Here is a 14,180-nt window from a genome sequence, read left to right on the forward strand (position 1 = left end):
TGTTGTAATAAACCAAAGCAATCATTTCTTTATACTCCTTATTTTTGCCGTCAGGAATACACAAGGCGTATTAACTATGATGACTAAAATAAAGTTATTGATGCCCATTATATTTTATTTAATCATTTCGGCCAGCGCCCATGCTGCCGGAGGGATCGCATTAGGTGCCACGCGTATTATTTATCCCGCTGATGCTAAACAGACTGCGGTATGGATTAGAAATAGCCATACCAATGAGCGCTTTCTGGTCAATTCGTGGATTGAAAACAGTAGCGGTGTAAAAGAAAAGTCATTCATCATTACACCGCCACTGTTTGTTAGTGAACCCAAAAGCGAAAATACCTTGCGTATTATTTACACCGGTCCACCGCTGGCGGCAGATCGTGAGTCTTTGTTCTGGATGAATGTTAAGACGATCCCTTCGGTAGATAAAAATGCATTGAACGGCAGGAATGTTTTGCAACTGGCGATTTTATCGCGCATGAAGTTATTTCTCCGTCCAATTCAGCTACAAGAATTACCCGCAGAAGCGCCGGACACACTCAAGTTTTCGCGATCCGGTAACTATATCAATGTTCATAATCCATCACCTTTTTATGTCACCCTGGTTAACCTGCAAGTGGGCAGCCAAAAGTTGGGGAATGCTATGGCTGCACCCAGAGTTAATTCACAAATTCCCTTACCCTCAGGAGTGCGGGGAAAACTGAAATTTCAGACCGTTAATGATTATGGTTCAGTAACTCCGGTCAGAGAAGTGAACTTAAACTAACCGAATCATCTGACAATATCAGAGCTAATTATGAAAATACCCACTACTACGGATATTCCGCAGAGGTATACCTGGTGTCTGGCCGGAATTTGTTATTCATCTCTTGCCATTTTACCCTCCTTTTTAAGTTATGCGGAAAGTTATTTCAACCCGGCATTTTTATTAGAGAATGGCACATCCGTTGCTGATTTATCGCGCTTTGAGAGAGGTAATCATCAACCTGCGGGTGTGTATCGGGTGGATCTCTGGCGTAATGATGAGTTCATTGGTTCACAGGATATCGTATTTGAATCGACGACAGTAAATACAGGTGATAAATCAGGTGGGTTAATGCCTTGTTTTAACCAGGCACTCCTTGAACGAATTGGCCTTAATAGCAGTGCATTCCCCGAGTTAGCCCAGCAGCAAAATAATAAATGCATTAATTTACTGAAAGCTGTACCTGATGCCACAATTAACTTTGATTTTGCAGCGATGCGCCTGAACATCACTATTCCTCAGATAGCGTTGTTGAGTAGCGCTCACGGTTACATTCCGCCTGAAGAGTGGGATGAAGGTATTCCTGCTTTACTCCTGAATTATAATTTCACCGGTAACAGAGGTAATGGTAACGATAGCTATTTTTTTAGTGAACTTAGTGGGATTAATATTGGCCCGTGGCGTTTACGCAACAATGGTTCCTGGAACTATTTTCGCGGAAATGGATATCATTCAGAACAGTGGAATAATATTGGCACCTGGGTACAGCGCGCCATTATTCCGCTGAAAAGTGAACTGGTAATGGGAGACGGTAATACAGGGAGTGATATTTTCGATGGCGTCGGATTTCGAGGTGTACGGCTTTATTCTTCTGATAATATGTATCCAGATAGCCAGCAAGGGTTTGCCCCAACGGTACGTGGGATTGCCCGTACGGCGGCCCAGCTAACGATTCGGCAAAATGGTTTTATTATCTATCAAAGCTATGTTTCCCCCGGCGCTTTCGAAATTACAGATTTGCACCCGACATCTTCAAATGGCGATCTGGACGTCACCATCGACGAACGCGATGGTAATCAGCAGAATTACACTATTCCGTATTCAACAGTGCCAATTTTACAACGCGAAGGGCGTTTCAAATTTGACCTGACGGCGGGCGATTTTCGTAGCGGTAATAGTCAGCAATCGTCGCCTTTCTTTTTTCAGGGCACGGCACTCGGCGGTTTACCACAGGAATTTACTGCCTACGGCGGGACGCAATTATCTGCAAATTACACCGCCTTTTTGTTAGGGCTGGGGCGCAACCTCGGGAACTGGGGCGCAGTGTCGCTGGATGTAACGCATGCGCGCAGTCAGTTAGCCGACGACAGTCGTCATGAGGGGGATTCCATTCGCTTCCTCTATGCGAAATCAATGAACACTTTCGGCACCAATTTTCAGTTAATGGGTTACCGCTATTCGACACAAGGTTTTTATACCCTTGATGATGTTGCGTATCGTCGAATGGAGGGGTACGAATATGATTACGATTATGACGGTGAGCATCGCGATGAACCGATAATCGTGAATTACCACAATTTACGCTTTAGTCGTAAAGACCGTTTGCAGTTAAATATTTCACAATCACTTAATGACTTTGGCTCGCTTTATATTTCTGGTACCCATCAAAAATACTGGAATACTTCGGATTCAGATACCTGGTATCAGGTGGGGTATACCAGCAGCTGGGTTGGCATCAGTTATTCACTCTCATTTTCGTGGAATGAATCTGTAGGGATCCCCGATAACGAACGTATTGTCGGACTTAATGTTTCAGTGCCTTTCAATGTTCTGACCAAACGTCGCTACACCCGGGAAAATGCGCTCGATCGCGCTTATGCCTCCTTTAACGCCAACCGTAACAGCAACGGGCAAAATAGCTGGCTGGCAGGCGTTGGTGGGACCTTACTGGAAGGCCACAACCTGAGTTATCACGTAAGCCAGGGCGATACCTCGAATAATGGGTACACGGGCAGCGCCACGGCAAACTGGCAGGCCGCTTACGGTACGCTGGGGGTCGGGTATAACTACGACCGCGATCAACATGACGTTAACTGGCAGCTGTCTGGCGGTGTGGTCGGGCATGAAAATGGTATAACGCTGAGCCAGCCTTTAGGGGATACCAATGTTTTGATTAAAGCGCCTGGCGCAGGCGGTGTACGCATTGAAAATCAAACTGGAATTTTAACCGACTGGCGCGGCTATGCGGTGATGCCGTATGCCACGGTTTATCGGTATAACCGTATCGCGCTTGATACCAATACGATGGGGAATTCCATCGATGTTGAAAAAAATATTAGCAGCGTTGTGCCGACGCAAGGCGCGTTGGTTCGTGCCAATTTTGATACCCGCATAGGCGTGCGGGCGCTCATTACCGTTACCCAGGGCGGAAAACCGGTGCCGTTTGGATCACTGGTACGGGAAAACAGTACCGGAATAACCAGTATGGTGGGTGATGACGGGCAAGTTTATTTAAGTGGTGCGCCATTGTCTGGTGAATTACTGGTTCAGTGGGGAGACGGCGCGAACTCACGCTGCATTGCGCACTATGTATTGCCGAAGCAAAGCTTACAGCAAGCCGTCACTGTTATTTCGGCAGTTTGCACACATCCTGGCTCATAAAGGAAATTATCAATGAAGATAATCTGCAGGTCATTATTGGCAATGGCATGTTTGTGGTTAACGAACATATCGTGGGCTACTGTTTGTGCAAATAGTACTGGCGTAGCAGAAGATGAACACTATGATCTCTCAAATGTCTTTAATAGCACCAATAACCAGCCAGGTCAGATTGTTGTTTTACCGGAAAAATCCGGCTGGGTAGGTGTGTCAGCAATTTGCCCACCCGGTACGCTGGTGAATTATACATACCGTAGTTATGTCACCAACTTTGTTGTTCAGGAAACTATCGATAATTATAAATATATGCAATTAAATGATTATCTATTAGGTGCGATGAGTCTGGTTGATAGCGTGATGGATATTCAGTTTCCCCCGCAAAATTATATCCGTATGGGAACAGATCCTAACGTTTCGCAAAACCTTCCGTTCGGGGTGATGGATTCTCGTTTGATATTTCGTTTAAAGGTTATTCGTCCTTTTATTAACATGGTGGAGATCCCCAGACAGGTGATGTTTACCGTGTATGTGACATCAACGCCTTACGATCCGTTGGTTACACCTGTTTATACCATTAGTTTTGGTGGCCGGGTTGAAGTACCGCAAAACTGCGAATTAAATGCCGGGCAAATTGTTGAATTTGATTTTGGTGATATCGGTGCATCGTTATTTAGTGCGGCAGGGCCGGGGAATCGACCTAATGGTGTCATGCCACAAACCAAGAATATTGCGATCAAATGTACGAATGTTGCTGCGCAGGCTTATTTAACAATGCGTCTGGAAGCCAGTGCCGTTTCTGGTCAGGCGATGGTGTCGGACAATCAGGATTTAGGTTTTATTGTCGCCGATCAGAACGATACGCCGATCACGCCTAACGATCTCAATAGCGTTATTCCTTTCCGTCTGGATGCAGCTGCGGCAGCCAATGTCACACTTCGCGCCTGGCCTATCAGTATTACCGGTCAAAAACCGACCGAAGGGCCGTTTAGCGCGCTGGGGTATTTACGCGTCGATTATCAATGAGGTACGGAGAATGAGAAGAGTAATCTTTAGCTGTTTCTGCGGGCTACTGTGGAGTTCCAGTGGATGGGCAGCTGACCCTTTAGGAACGATTAATATCAATTTGCACGGTAACGTTGTTGATTTCTCCTGTACCGTAAACACAGCGGATGTTGATAAGACGGTAGATTTAGGCAGATGGCCTACGACACAACTACTGACCGCTGGCGATACCACGGCACCTGTTCCTTTTAGTCTGCGCCTGGAAGGATGTCCTCCGGGATCAGTCGCGATTTTATTTACGGGAACGCCGGCATCCGATGCCAACCTGCTGGCCCTGGACGATCCCGCAATGGCACAAACCGTCGCCATCGAATTACGCAAGAGCGATCGCTCCCGGCTTGCGCTGGGCGAGGCGAGCCCGACTGAGGAGGTAGATGCAAATGGCAATGTAACGCTAAACTTTTTTGCCAATTATCGAGCGTTAGCCAGCGGTGTCCAACCAGGTGTGGCGAAAGCGGATGCGATATTTATGATCAATTATAATTAATATTATATTAATTCATATAATTTGGCGTAGTCGATAAGTTCTACAATTGAATGCAAACCGAGTTTGCCATAAATATTAGATTTATGCGCACTAATTGTTTTATTGCTAAGTAATAGTTTGTCGGCAATTTCTTTATTAGATAATCCGCTAACCAGATAGCGTAATATAGTCACTTCACGATTAGATAGCACCGTAGCTGTTGAATTATTGGTGCTGCATTTATTACTTTTTATATAGTTGAGCGTTTCACTGGGAAAAAAAGTGTATCCAGAGAGAATCATCTGGACGGCATGAAAAATATCATTCTGATCATTGCATTTACTGAACCGCCCCGGAAATCCTGGAGACTAAACTTCCTGAGAAAGAGGTAAACAGGATGACTAAAAATACTCGTTTTTCCCCCGAAGTCCGTCAACGCGCAGTTCGTATGGTTCTGGAAAGTCAGGGCGAATATGACTCACAATGGGCGGCAATTTGTTCCATTGCTCCAAAGATTGGCTGTACGCCAGAGACTCTGCGTGTCTGGGTTCGCCAGCATGAGAGGGATACCGGGAGCGGTGATGGTGGGCTCACCACCGCTGAACGTCAGCGTCTGAAAGAGCTGGAACGTGAAAATCGTGAACTGCGCCGCAGTAACGATATCCTTCGCCAGGCTTCCGCTTATTTTGCGAAGGCGGAGTTCGACCGCCTCTGGAAAAAATAATGCCACTGCTGGATAAGCTGCGTGAGCAGTACGGGGTCGGACCGGTATGCAGTGAACTGCATATTGCCCCGTCAACGTATTACCATTGTCAGCAGCAGCGGCATCATCCTGATAAACGCAGTGCCCGTGCGCAGCGCGATGACTGGCTGAAGAGAGAGATACAGCGCGTATACGATGAAAATCATCAGGTGTACGGTGTGCGTAAAGTCTGGCGTCAGTTGTTACGGGAAGGAATCAGGGTGGCCAGATGTACAGTGGCGCGCCTCATGGCGGTTATGGGACTTGCCGGTGTTCTCCGGGGTAAAAAGGTCCGCACTACCGTCAGCCGGAAAACCGTTGCCACAGGTGACCGCGTAAACCGTCAGTTCGTGGCAGAACGTCCTGACCAGCTGTGGGTGGCTGATTTTACTTACGTCAGCACATGGCAGGGCTTCGTCTATGTGGCGTTCATCATTGATGTGTTTGCCGGATACATCGTGGGGTGGCGGGTCTCATCGTCTATGGAAACGACATTCGTGCTGGATGCGCTGGAGCAGGCGTTGTGGGCCCGTCGTCCGTCTGGCACCATCCATCACAGCGATAAAGGCTCTCAGTATGTGTCACTGGCCTATACGGAGCGACTAAAAGAAGCAAAACTGCTGGCATCAACAGGGAGTACAGGCGACTCGTATGACAACGCGATGGCTGAGAGCATCAATGGTCTTTACAAAGCGGAGGTAATACACCGTAAGAGCTGGAAAAACCGTGCAGAAGTGGAACTGGCCACACTCACGTGGGTGGACTGGTATAACAATCGACGATTGCTGGGAAGGCTGGGCCATACTCCTCCGGCAGAAGCAGAAAAAGCTTATTATGCTTCCATCGGAAACAATGATCTGGCAGCCTGAGTTCACAGATAAAACACTCTCCAGGAAACCCGGGGCGGTTCATACTGACAAAACCGTTAGCACCCGCTTGTATCGCTCTGCCCGCATAAAAGCATTCTGATTTTGATGATAAAAATAATACCTTCACCGTACTCTGGATTTGTTTGATTCTTTTCAGGAAGGTAAAACCGTCTGTACCGGGCAAGTCTATATCCATAATGATTAAATCAACAGGACGGGTTCGGAGATAATCGATGGTTATGCGGTAATCATCCGTTTTCAGGACAATCTGCAATTCACTGTTTTTTTGCAACAGAACTTCAATGGACATTCTGATGATAGGATGGGTATCCATAATGATCACCGACGTTGGTTTCATAGTTACCAGTCTCACAGGGTAGGACAATTTTCCGTTAGGGCTGGAAATTGTACTTTGATACATGAAAATACGGGTTTTCTTGATTCAGATGCGCAGCGGGGTGCGTTTGTTTGCCGCTATAGCGAAATAAATCAGAAAATCAGACGTGGTCGTTCACTTGTTCAGCAACCAGATCAAAAGCCATTGACTCAGCAAGGGTTGACCGTATAATTCACGCGATTACACTGCATTGCGGTATCAACGCGCCCTTAGCTCAGTTGGATAGAGCAACGACCTTCTAAGTCGTGGGCCGCAGGTTCGAATCCTGCAGGGCGCGCCATTACAATTCAATCAGTTACGCCTTCTTTATATCCTCCATAATTCCAGAGTGGGACATATTTGGGACATTATCACCAAAAATGTCGTCTATTTTCCTCGCATGCTCTGTCAAATGATTAGGCGCAAGGTGAGCATACCTACGAACCATTTCTATGGACTCCCATCCGCCCATTTCCTGAAGCACTGATAATGGGACGCCTGACTGAATCAGCCAGCTTGCCCAGGTGTGTCTGAGGTCATGGAAACGGAAATCTTCAATTCCTGCACGACGACAAGCTGATAGCCATGATGTCTTGCTGTCGATGCGCATCTTCCTGACCGCAGGCGTTGATGTTCCATCTGCTCGCTTAGCCGCCTTGGTATGTACAAACACCCATTTGTGATGCTTGCCTATTTGATCACGCAACACTTTACAGGCGGTATCGTTCAGCGCCACACCAATGGCGCGGTTTGATTTGCTCTCTTCTGGATTCACCCAGGCAACTCGTCGCTGCATGTCGATTTGTTGCCATTCCAGATTTATGATGTTCGACTTTCTCAGACCAGTTGCCAGCGCAAACTTGACGACAGATTTCAGTGGTTCGGGGCACTCATCAATAAGGCGTTTTGCTTCCTCCTTTTCCAGCCATCTGACTCGCTTGTTTCTGACCGCTGGTATCTTGATGACAGGCGCTTTTTCCAGCCACTTCCAGTCGCGTTCTGCAGCACGGAGAATGGCCTTTATCATGGCAAGATGCTTTGCCTTTGTCTGAGTTGATACTGGCTTTGGTTCATAAACAGGCGGTTCTTTACCTTTCCTGATGGCGGCCTGAACTTTCTGTTTCCATATTTCTTTCGTCTTTCTGTTATGCATTCTGCTTACAGCAGAGTAAATCTTTGCCTCCGAGATATCTTTAAGCCTTATACCCTCAAAATGTTCAAGCCAGAACTCAATCCGGCTTTTATCTGAATCGAGAGATTTTTTATCAGCTTTTTCCTCAAGCCATCTTAGGCAGGCCTCTTCAAAAGTGACATCAGGTAAATCCCCTAGCTTTTCTACTCGCCAGAGTTCTGCTTTTCGCTTGTCGTGCAACTCCTGAGCTTGCCGCTTGTCCTTTGTGCCAAGAGATTCCTTAATTCGTTTCCCGCCCGGGAGCGAATACGAGGCATACCATATTTCATTTCTGCGGAAGAGTGACATTTTCTTTCCTCTGTTATGCCATCACCCGCGCTCACCTGGACAGTATGCAGCGGAGACTGAAGCGCCGCAATGCAGGCTTGCCGTGTTGTGAGGTAAGGAGATTTTGGCTTGGTTGGATCTTTACGTGTTGCCTGTAGGCGGCCTGTTCGTATCCAGTTGGTGGCGGTTGGTCTGGATATCTTAAGAAACTGACAGGCCTCATCGAGTGTGAGGCTGTATGATTCCATGGTTACCTCTGCTTTTTGAACGCATGTCACGTAACTTCTTAATGTGTTCTGCCGTTTCGATCTCTTCTGCTATCCGATCTGCATCAGCTTTATTCACAGGTTCAAAGTCATGATTAAAGCGGAACATGCTGGCGATACATGTTCTGCCTTTTCGGATGTAGTGAACTTTGTTGTGGGTAGAACGCAGGATTTTGCAGGGAGTGCCGTGGTGGTCGACGTACCAGGTGTTAGGAAAAATGATTCTGAACATTTTTACACCTCAGTTGGACGATGTTGAAATTTGCTGCTTTGAGGCCATCACAGTCCCCATTGTTTGTTCTTAAGTTCGATCTCCTCCTGGCAACTCGCACAAGTTCGACAACCCTGAACAGCCAGGCGTCTTCGCTCATCTATCGGATCGCCACACTCACAACAATGAGTTGCGGATACAGTCTGGTAGTTCAGACGACGCATTTTTATTGTTGTATTGCGCTGTAATTCTTCGATTTCTGATGCTGAATCAATGATGTCTGCCATCTTTCATTAATCCCTGAATTGTTGGTTAATACGCTTGAGGGTAAATGCGAATAATAAAAAAGGAGCCTGTAGCTCCCTGATGATTTTGCTTTTCATGTTCACCGTTCCTTAAAGACGCCGTTCAACATGCCGATCGCCAGGCTTAAATGAGTCGGTGTGAATCCCATCAGCGTTACCGTTTCGCGGTGCTTCTTTAGTACGCTACGGCAAATGTCATCGACGTTTTTATCCGGAAAATGCTGTCTGGCTTTTTTGATTTCAGAATTAGCCTGACGGGCAATGCTGCGAAGGGCGTTTTCTTGCTGAGGTGTCATTGAACAAGCCCCATGTCGGCAAGCATAAGCACACAGAATATGAAGCCCGCTGCCAGAAAAATGCATTCAGTGGTTGTCATACCTGGTCTCTCTCATCTGCTTCTGCTTTCGCCACCATCATTTCCAGCTTTTGTGAAAGGGATGTGGCTAACGTATGAAATTCTTCGTCTGTTTCTACTGGTATTGGCACAAACCTGACTCCAATTTGAGCAAGGCTATGTGCCATCTCAATACTCGTTCTTAACTCAACAGGAGATGCTTTGTGCATACCGCCTCCCGTTTATTATTTATCTTCTCAGCCAGCCGCTGTGCTTTCAGGGGATTTCTGATAACAGAAAGGCCGGGAAATACCCAGCCTCGCTTTGTAACGGAGTAGACGAAAGTGATCGCGCCTACCCGGATATTATCGTGAGGATGCGTCATCGCCATTGCTCCCCAAATACAAAACCAATTTCAGCCAGTGCCTCGTCCATTTTTTCGATGAACTCCGGCACCATCTCGTCAAAACTCGCCATGTACTTTTCATTCCGCTCAATCACGACATAATGCAGGCCTTCACGCTTCATGCGCGGGTCATAGTTGGCAAAGTACCAGGCATCTTTTCGCGTCACCCACATGCTGTACTGCACCTGGGCCATGTAAGCCGATTTTATTGCCTCGAAACCACCGAGCCGGAATTTCATGAAATCCCGGGAGGTAAACGGGCATTTCAGTTCAAGGCCGTTGCCGTCACTGCATAAACCATCGGGAGAGCAGGCGGTGCGCATACTTTCGTCGCGATAGATGATCGGGGATTCAGTAATATTCACGCCGGAAGTGAATTCAAACAGGGTTCTGGCGTCGTTCTCGTACTGTTTTCCCCAGGCCAGCGCCTTAGCATTAACTTCCGGAGCCACACCGGTGCAAACCTCAGCCAGCAGGGTGTGGAAGTAGGACATTTTCATGTCAGGCCACTTCTTTCCTGAGCGGGGCTTTGCTATCACGTTGTGAACTTCTGAAGCGGTGATGACGCCGAGCCGTAATTTGTGCCATGCATCATCCCCCTGTTCGACAGCTCTCACGTCGATCCCGGTACGCTGCAGGATAATGTCCGGTATCATGCTGCCACCTTCTGCTCAGTGGCTTTCTGTTTCAGGAATCCAAGAGCTTTCACTGCTTCGGCCTGTGTCAGTTCTGACGATGCGCGAATGTCGCGGCGAAATATCTGGGAACAGAGCGGCAATAAGTCGTCATCCCATGTTTTATCCAGGGCGATCAGCAGAGTGTTAATCTCCTGCATGGTTTCATCGTTAACCGGAGTGATGTCGCGTTCTGGCTGACGTTCTGCAGTGTATGCAGTATTTTCGACAATGCGCTCGGCTTCATCCTTGTCATAGATACCAGCAAATCCGAAGGCCAGACGGGCACACTGAATCATGGCTTTATGCCGTAACATCCGTTTGGGATGCGACTGCCACGGCCCCGTGATTTCTCTGCCTTCGCGGGTTTTGAATGGTTCGCGGCGGCATTCATCCATCCATTCGGTAACGCAGATCGGATGATTACGGTCCTTGCGGTAAATCCGGCATGTACAGGATTCATTGTCCTGCTCAAAGTCCATGCCATCAAACTGCTGGTTTTCATTGATGATGCGGGACCAGCCATCAACGCCCACCACCGGAACAATGCCGTTCTGCTTATCAGGGAAGGCGTAAATTTCTTTCGTCCACGGATTAAGGCCGTACTGGTTGGCGACGATCAGCAATGCGATGAACTGCGCATCGCTGGCATCACCTTTAAATGCCGTCTGGCGAAGAGTGGTGATCAGTTCCTGTGGGTCGACAGAATCCATGCCGACACGTTCAGCCAGCTTCCCTGCCAGCGTTGCGAGTGCTGTACTCATCCGTTTTATACCTCTGAATCAATATCAACCTGGTGGTGAGCAATGGTTTCAACCATGTACCGGATGTGTTCTGCCATGCGCTCCTGAAACTCAACATCGTCATCAAACGCACGGGTAATGGCTTTTTTGCTGGCCCCGTGGCGTTGCAAATGATCGATGCATAGCGATTCAAACAGGTGCTGGGGCAGGCCTTTTTCAATGTCGTCTGCCAGTTCTGCCTCTTTCTCTTCACGGGCGATCTGCTGGTAGTAACGCGCCCAGCTCTGAGCCTCAAGACGATCCTGAATGTAATAAGCGTTCATGGCTGAACTCCTGAAAATGGCTGTGAAAATATCGCCCGCGAAATGCCAGGCTGATTAGGAAAACAGGAAAGGGGATTAGCGATTCAGGCCGTTACCGCGTCCGTCGAGAAAAACTTCCACGAGCAAATCACGGGTATAAGTGCGCTCGATGCCGCGATGCAGATAAAGCCGTCCGCGTAAATTAGCTGATGCAGTCCAGGTACCATCTTTGTGTTTGACCAGCATTCCTGGCATGACCGCGCCGCGATTAACGGTCTGCGTTCCGTAATGTTGATGAACCATAAAAACTCCTGCCCGTAAGCTGGGCTGCTGAACATATAGAGACTTCTGCGCGTATTCAGGCGGTGGATGGCCGCCGGTTGTCATAACTAAGCCGCCTCGTTGAAGCGACTAAGGTATGAAATGTTGAGTTGATTTCAGCTGGTCACACCGACGTTCACGCGTCCGTTTCACCCCTCGCACTCCCCGAAGCCTGCTGAAATTCAAACTGCGGATCTAAGCGGTCATCGCAACGGTGAATCAGGTGGTTGCCGTATCGTTGTGTTGTTGCGATGAACTTATTTAAAACTATAGTTGTTTTACCGTCAACAACAAAAGTTGTTTTATTGGTTTTTTTAGATATAACTGGTTGTATTTAGGATGGATTTATTTTGTGACTTGAATCGCATAGCGATAACTGAAGCGAGGTTATGGTGGTTTTTTTAACGGTGTGTGTGATGAGGGGAGGGCAAAAGAAAACCCGGCACGGTGACCGGGATTCTTACGCCGTTAGGTAAAGATATTATTGCGGTGGCTTAATATTACTACCTAGAGCAAAGATAGGAATTAGTTCTTTACTGAATGAGCACAATGCCCAGTTGATAATTTTTAATTGGTACTACCCATGCTTCCTATATGTCTGCGGCATGCTCCCAATAACCTTACCGAAGATGAACACCCGGTTCATCTCGTCTTTCTCGATCGGGTCCCACGGTGAGTAGCTTTTGTTATCAGAGATGACCAGCAGCTTATCCTTCATCATTTGCAGGCGCTTTACATGGGCTGTGTCGTCGTACAGAAACGCATAGATACCATCACCGTCGAAAGATTTAACTGTGATATCAACGAACAGCAGATCACCTGGTTCGATCGTTCCTGACATGCTGTCACCACGCACGTTAATGATGCGGATATTTTCCGCCTTCCTACCATCGAACATATGACGAGCATCGTCAAACGAGTACTCAACCGAGCGTAGAACTTCTACAAACTCACGGTTGATGACTCCCGGCCCAGCACTGACTTCTATATCAAGAACGTCAATCTTGAAGTATTTGGAATGGCTGACAGTTGATTGTATTGGTTGCACTGTACTGTCTGACATATTTCCAACGCCAGAAGATAACCATTCTGCGCGCACACCCAAAGCGTTCGCGATCTCCACGATTTTAGTTGTTTGATTAGCTTTCCCTGTTTCGATTTTCTGAATAGCAGCTTGGCTAACCCCGACCAAATCCCCAAGCGCCTTTTGTGTAAGGCCTCGCGCTAATCTGGCTTCTTTAAGTCTTTCTGAGAGTGTTGTTTTCATAGTCCAAATGTACAACCAAGGTTTTATTTCATCAAACGAAAATGGTTGTTGACTAAAAACAACCATAGTTTTAATCTTGATTCAAATTAACCACGGAGGTTGTTATGAACCCAGCTATCAAAACAGCGATCAATATCGTTGGTTCACAAAAGAAACTGGGCGCTGCTTGCGAAGTTTCACAGCAGGCCGTCTATAAGTGGCTTCACAACAAAGCAAAGGTATCCCCTGAACATGTCGGCAGCATTGTTACGGCTACTGGTGGAGTAGTGAAGGCATACCAGATTCGCCCGGATCTTCCGAAGTTGTTTCCACACACCGAAAAGAACGCAGCTTAAATTTCCATTTCACGCTCTTTAACAATAAGCAATCAACTTAACAGTCAATTCAAACTAAAGGAGTCAATTATGCAACCACTTACATACCAACAGACTAGCGGATTTAGCCCGACTGCGGTGATAAATCGTTCTCAAACAAAACAGGTGCCAGGCCACGAAAAAATCCGTGATGCCGTCCGCGCTTGGTCGGCTGAAGATAATCAGGATGTCGTTGCCACACTCATTGTGAATGAGTATCGGGAGCAGGGCGGCGGCACCATCGATTTCCCTGATGATGTCAGCCGTGCACGCCAGAAGCTGTTCCGCTTCCTCGATAACAAATTCGATTCTGAAAAATACCGAAATAACGTGCGTGAACTGACCCCGGCAATTCTGGCGGTACTACCGCTGGAATATCGCGGTTACCTGGTTGAGCAGGATAGCTTCATGGCTAGGTTGGCTGAAATGGAAAAGGAACTCAGTGAGGCAAAACAGGCTGTCATTCTCAACGCACCACGCCACCAGAAACTGAAGGAAATTAGTGAAGGTATTGTGTCGATGTTTCGTGTGGACCCAGATCTGGCTGGTCCATTGATGGCGATGGTTACTACCATGCTGGGGGCGATATGACAGGTTCAGAAATGGCGAAAGCCGGTC

General features: G+C 47.4%; 18 protein-coding genes, 1 tRNA gene, 3 pseudogenes and 1 other annotated feature. Of the genes and pseudogenes, 8 read left to right on the forward strand and 14 right to left on the reverse strand.

The features are described from left to right. Positions 1 to 76: 76 nt before the first annotated feature. From fimC to sfmF, 4 genes are read left to right on the forward strand one after another with little or no spacing between them, the layout of a single operon-like run. Positions 77 to 769, forward strand: a complete 693-nt coding sequence (gene fimC, locus QUE74_RS03125; protein WP_000988390.1) for a type 1 fimbria chaperone FimC — start codon at positions 77 to 79, stop codon at positions 767 to 769. A gap of 30 nt (positions 770 to 799) precedes the next feature. Continuing rightward, complete coding sequence (locus tag QUE74_RS03130; protein WP_001308462.1) at positions 800 to 3,409, forward strand: fimbrial biogenesis usher protein; 2,610 nt, start codon at positions 800 to 802, stop codon at positions 3,407 to 3,409. A gap of 12 nt (positions 3,410 to 3,421) precedes the next feature. Further along, the gene (fimH, locus tag QUE74_RS03135; protein WP_000691082.1) at positions 3,422 to 4,429 is read left to right on the forward strand and encodes a type 1 fimbria D-mannose specific adhesin FimH; all 1,008 of its coding nucleotides are present in this window, start codon (positions 3,422 to 3,424) and stop codon (positions 4,427 to 4,429) included. Positions 4,430 to 4,439: 10 nt separating this feature from the next. Continuing rightward, a complete protein-coding gene (gene sfmF, locus QUE74_RS03140; protein WP_001255203.1) occupies positions 4,440 to 4,955 on the forward strand; it encodes a fimbria assembly protein in 516 nt (171 codons plus the stop codon). Positions 4,956 to 4,957: 2 nt separating this feature from the next. Here the strand turns inward: sfmF and QUE74_RS03145 are convergent. Then, positions 4,958 to 5,296: pseudogene (locus QUE74_RS03145) on the reverse strand (LuxR C-terminal-related transcriptional regulator); the annotation flags it as partial. 35 nt (positions 5,297 to 5,331) lie between these two features. On the opposite strand from QUE74_RS03145, the gene QUE74_RS03150 reads away from it, so the two are divergent. Further along, positions 5,332 to 6,545 (forward strand): IS3 family transposase gene (locus QUE74_RS03150; RefSeq protein ID WP_404853199.1). Its coding sequence is split into 2 segments (ribosomal slippage): positions 5,332 to 5,620 and positions 5,620 to 6,545, totalling 1,215 coding nucleotides; the frame shifts between segments, so codons are not numbered across the junction. Beyond that, positions 5,613 to 5,729: a sequence feature (AL1L pseudoknot), on the forward strand. (Overlaps the previous gene by 117 nt.) 43 nt (positions 6,546 to 6,588) lie before the next feature. Here the strand turns inward: QUE74_RS03150 and QUE74_RS03155 are convergent. Next, positions 6,589 to 6,903, reverse strand: a pseudogene (locus QUE74_RS03155) (response regulator); the annotation flags it as partial. A gap of 242 nt (positions 6,904 to 7,145) precedes the next feature. Here QUE74_RS03155 and QUE74_RS03160 point away from each other — a divergent pair. Next, positions 7,146 to 7,222, forward strand: a tRNA-Arg gene (locus QUE74_RS03160). A 15-nt stretch (positions 7,223 to 7,237) separates the two neighbouring features. Here the strand turns inward: QUE74_RS03160 and QUE74_RS03165 are convergent. The 12 genes and pseudogenes from QUE74_RS03165 to QUE74_RS03220 all read right to left on the reverse strand — a co-directional run bounded on the left by QUE74_RS03165 (position 7,238) and on the right by QUE74_RS03220 (position 13,209). Continuing rightward, on the reverse strand, positions 7,238 to 8,401 hold the full coding sequence (locus tag QUE74_RS03165; RefSeq protein WP_000051902.1) for an integrase: 1,164 nt from the start codon (positions 8,399 to 8,401) through the stop codon (positions 7,238 to 7,240). Positions 8,402 to 8,565: 164 nt separating this feature from the next. After that, positions 8,566 to 8,628, reverse strand: a pseudogene (locus QUE74_RS03170) (helix-turn-helix domain-containing protein); the annotation flags it as partial. After that, complete coding sequence (locus QUE74_RS03175) at positions 8,600 to 8,878, reverse strand: DUF4222 domain-containing protein (RefSeq protein ID WP_000488407.1); 279 nt, start codon at positions 8,876 to 8,878, stop codon at positions 8,600 to 8,602. The gene QUE74_RS03175 and the pseudogene QUE74_RS03170, both read right to left, overlap by 29 nt. 47 nt (positions 8,879 to 8,925) lie before the next feature. After that, positions 8,926 to 9,144, reverse strand: coding sequence for a TraR/DksA family transcriptional regulator (locus QUE74_RS03180; RefSeq protein ID WP_264714713.1), 219 nt, complete (start codon positions 9,142 to 9,144; stop codon positions 8,926 to 8,928). Positions 9,145 to 9,242: 98 nt separating this feature from the next. Next, positions 9,243 to 9,458 carry a hypothetical protein gene (locus QUE74_RS03185; RefSeq protein ID WP_000188859.1) on the reverse strand — a complete coding sequence of 72 codons (216 nt, stop codon included), beginning with the start codon at positions 9,456 to 9,458 and terminating at the stop codon, positions 9,243 to 9,245. Positions 9,459 to 9,534: 76 nt separating this feature from the next. Continuing rightward, the gene (locus QUE74_RS03190) at positions 9,535 to 9,726 is read right to left on the reverse strand and encodes a DUF1382 family protein (protein WP_000548537.1); all 192 of its coding nucleotides are present in this window, start codon (positions 9,724 to 9,726) and stop codon (positions 9,535 to 9,537) included. After that, positions 9,699 to 9,881, reverse strand: coding sequence for a DUF1317 domain-containing protein (locus tag QUE74_RS03195; protein WP_000149544.1), 183 nt, complete (start codon positions 9,879 to 9,881; stop codon positions 9,699 to 9,701). Before QUE74_RS03195 ends, QUE74_RS03190 begins: the two co-directional genes overlap by 28 nt. After that, on the reverse strand, positions 9,878 to 10,558 hold the full coding sequence (locus QUE74_RS03200; RefSeq protein WP_000611716.1) for a lambda exonuclease family protein: 681 nt from the start codon (positions 10,556 to 10,558) through the stop codon (positions 9,878 to 9,880). The genes QUE74_RS03195 and QUE74_RS03200 overlap by 4 nt, the downstream gene beginning before the upstream one ends. Next, positions 10,555 to 11,340: a phage recombination protein Bet gene (gene bet / locus QUE74_RS03205; protein ID WP_000100847.1), complete on the reverse strand. Its 786-nt coding sequence runs from the start codon at positions 11,338 to 11,340 to the stop codon at positions 10,555 to 10,557. Before bet ends, QUE74_RS03200 begins: the two co-directional genes overlap by 4 nt. Before the next feature lie 5 nt (positions 11,341 to 11,345). Next, positions 11,346 to 11,642 carry a host-nuclease inhibitor Gam family protein gene (locus QUE74_RS03210; RefSeq protein ID WP_000995453.1) on the reverse strand — a complete coding sequence of 99 codons (297 nt, stop codon included), beginning with the start codon at positions 11,640 to 11,642 and terminating at the stop codon, positions 11,346 to 11,348. 75 nt (positions 11,643 to 11,717) lie between these two features. Continuing rightward, positions 11,718 to 11,924: a phage encoded cell division inhibitor protein gene (locus QUE74_RS03215; RefSeq protein ID WP_000233577.1), complete on the reverse strand. Its 207-nt coding sequence runs from the start codon at positions 11,922 to 11,924 to the stop codon at positions 11,718 to 11,720. Between the two features lie 595 nt (positions 11,925 to 12,519). After that, positions 12,520 to 13,209: a S24 family peptidase gene (locus tag QUE74_RS03220; RefSeq protein WP_000858975.1), complete on the reverse strand. Its 690-nt coding sequence runs from the start codon at positions 13,207 to 13,209 to the stop codon at positions 12,520 to 12,522. A 104-nt stretch (positions 13,210 to 13,313) separates the two neighbouring features. On the opposite strand from QUE74_RS03220, the gene QUE74_RS03225 reads away from it, so the two are divergent. Beyond that, positions 13,314 to 13,544 (forward strand): transcriptional regulator, encoded by a 231-nt coding sequence (locus QUE74_RS03225; protein WP_001067458.1) that lies wholly within the window; start codon positions 13,314 to 13,316, stop codon positions 13,542 to 13,544. 69 nt (positions 13,545 to 13,613) lie between these two features. Continuing rightward, on the forward strand, positions 13,614 to 14,153 hold the full coding sequence (locus QUE74_RS03230) for a toxin YdaT domain-containing protein (RefSeq protein ID WP_001182899.1): 540 nt from the start codon (positions 13,614 to 13,616) through the stop codon (positions 14,151 to 14,153). Positions 14,154 to 14,180 lie beyond the last annotated feature (27 nt).

The organism is Escherichia sp. 10290, from assembly GCF_030295155.1.
GTDB classification, from domain to species: Bacteria; Pseudomonadota; Gammaproteobacteria; order Enterobacterales; family Enterobacteriaceae; genus Escherichia; species Escherichia coli_F.

Excerpts from the sequence above, each read along its gene's own strand:
- fimC (WP_000988390.1), top strand. The coding sequence starts at position 77 with ATGATGACTAAAATAAAGTTATTGATGCCCATTATATTTTATTTAATC.
- QUE74_RS03130 (WP_001308462.1), top strand. The coding sequence starts at position 800 with ATGAAAATACCCACTACTACGGATATTCCGCAGAGGTATACCTGGTGT.
- fimH (WP_000691082.1), top strand. The coding sequence starts at position 3,422 with ATGAAGATAATCTGCAGGTCATTATTGGCAATGGCATGTTTGTGGTTA.
- sfmF (WP_001255203.1), top strand. The coding sequence starts at position 4,440 with ATGAGAAGAGTAATCTTTAGCTGTTTCTGCGGGCTACTGTGGAGTTCC.
- QUE74_RS03165 (WP_000051902.1), bottom strand. The coding sequence starts at position 8,401 with ATGTCACTCTTCCGCAGAAATGAAATATGGTATGCCTCGTATTCGCTC.
- QUE74_RS03175 (WP_000488407.1), bottom strand. The coding sequence starts at position 8,878 with ATGTTCAGAATCATTTTTCCTAACACCTGGTACGTCGACCACCACGGC.
- QUE74_RS03180 (WP_264714713.1), bottom strand. The coding sequence starts at position 9,144 with ATGGCAGACATCATTGATTCAGCATCAGAAATCGAAGAATTACAGCGC.
- QUE74_RS03185 (WP_000188859.1), bottom strand. The coding sequence starts at position 9,458 with ATGACACCTCAGCAAGAAAACGCCCTTCGCAGCATTGCCCGTCAGGCT.
- QUE74_RS03190 (WP_000548537.1), bottom strand. The coding sequence starts at position 9,726 with ATGCACAAAGCATCTCCTGTTGAGTTAAGAACGAGTATTGAGATGGCA.
- QUE74_RS03195 (WP_000149544.1), bottom strand. The coding sequence starts at position 9,881 with ATGACGCATCCTCACGATAATATCCGGGTAGGCGCGATCACTTTCGTC.
- QUE74_RS03200 (WP_000611716.1), bottom strand. The coding sequence starts at position 10,558 with ATGATACCGGACATTATCCTGCAGCGTACCGGGATCGACGTGAGAGCT.
- bet (WP_000100847.1), bottom strand. The coding sequence starts at position 11,340 with ATGAGTACAGCACTCGCAACGCTGGCAGGGAAGCTGGCTGAACGTGTC.
- QUE74_RS03210 (WP_000995453.1), bottom strand. The coding sequence starts at position 11,642 with ATGAACGCTTATTACATTCAGGATCGTCTTGAGGCTCAGAGCTGGGCG.
- QUE74_RS03215 (WP_000233577.1), bottom strand. The coding sequence starts at position 11,924 with ATGGTTCATCAACATTACGGAACGCAGACCGTTAATCGCGGCGCGGTC.
- QUE74_RS03220 (WP_000858975.1), bottom strand. The coding sequence starts at position 13,209 with ATGAAAACAACACTCTCAGAAAGACTTAAAGAAGCCAGATTAGCGCGA.
- QUE74_RS03225 (WP_001067458.1), top strand. The coding sequence starts at position 13,314 with ATGAACCCAGCTATCAAAACAGCGATCAATATCGTTGGTTCACAAAAG.
- QUE74_RS03230 (WP_001182899.1), top strand. The coding sequence starts at position 13,614 with ATGCAACCACTTACATACCAACAGACTAGCGGATTTAGCCCGACTGCG.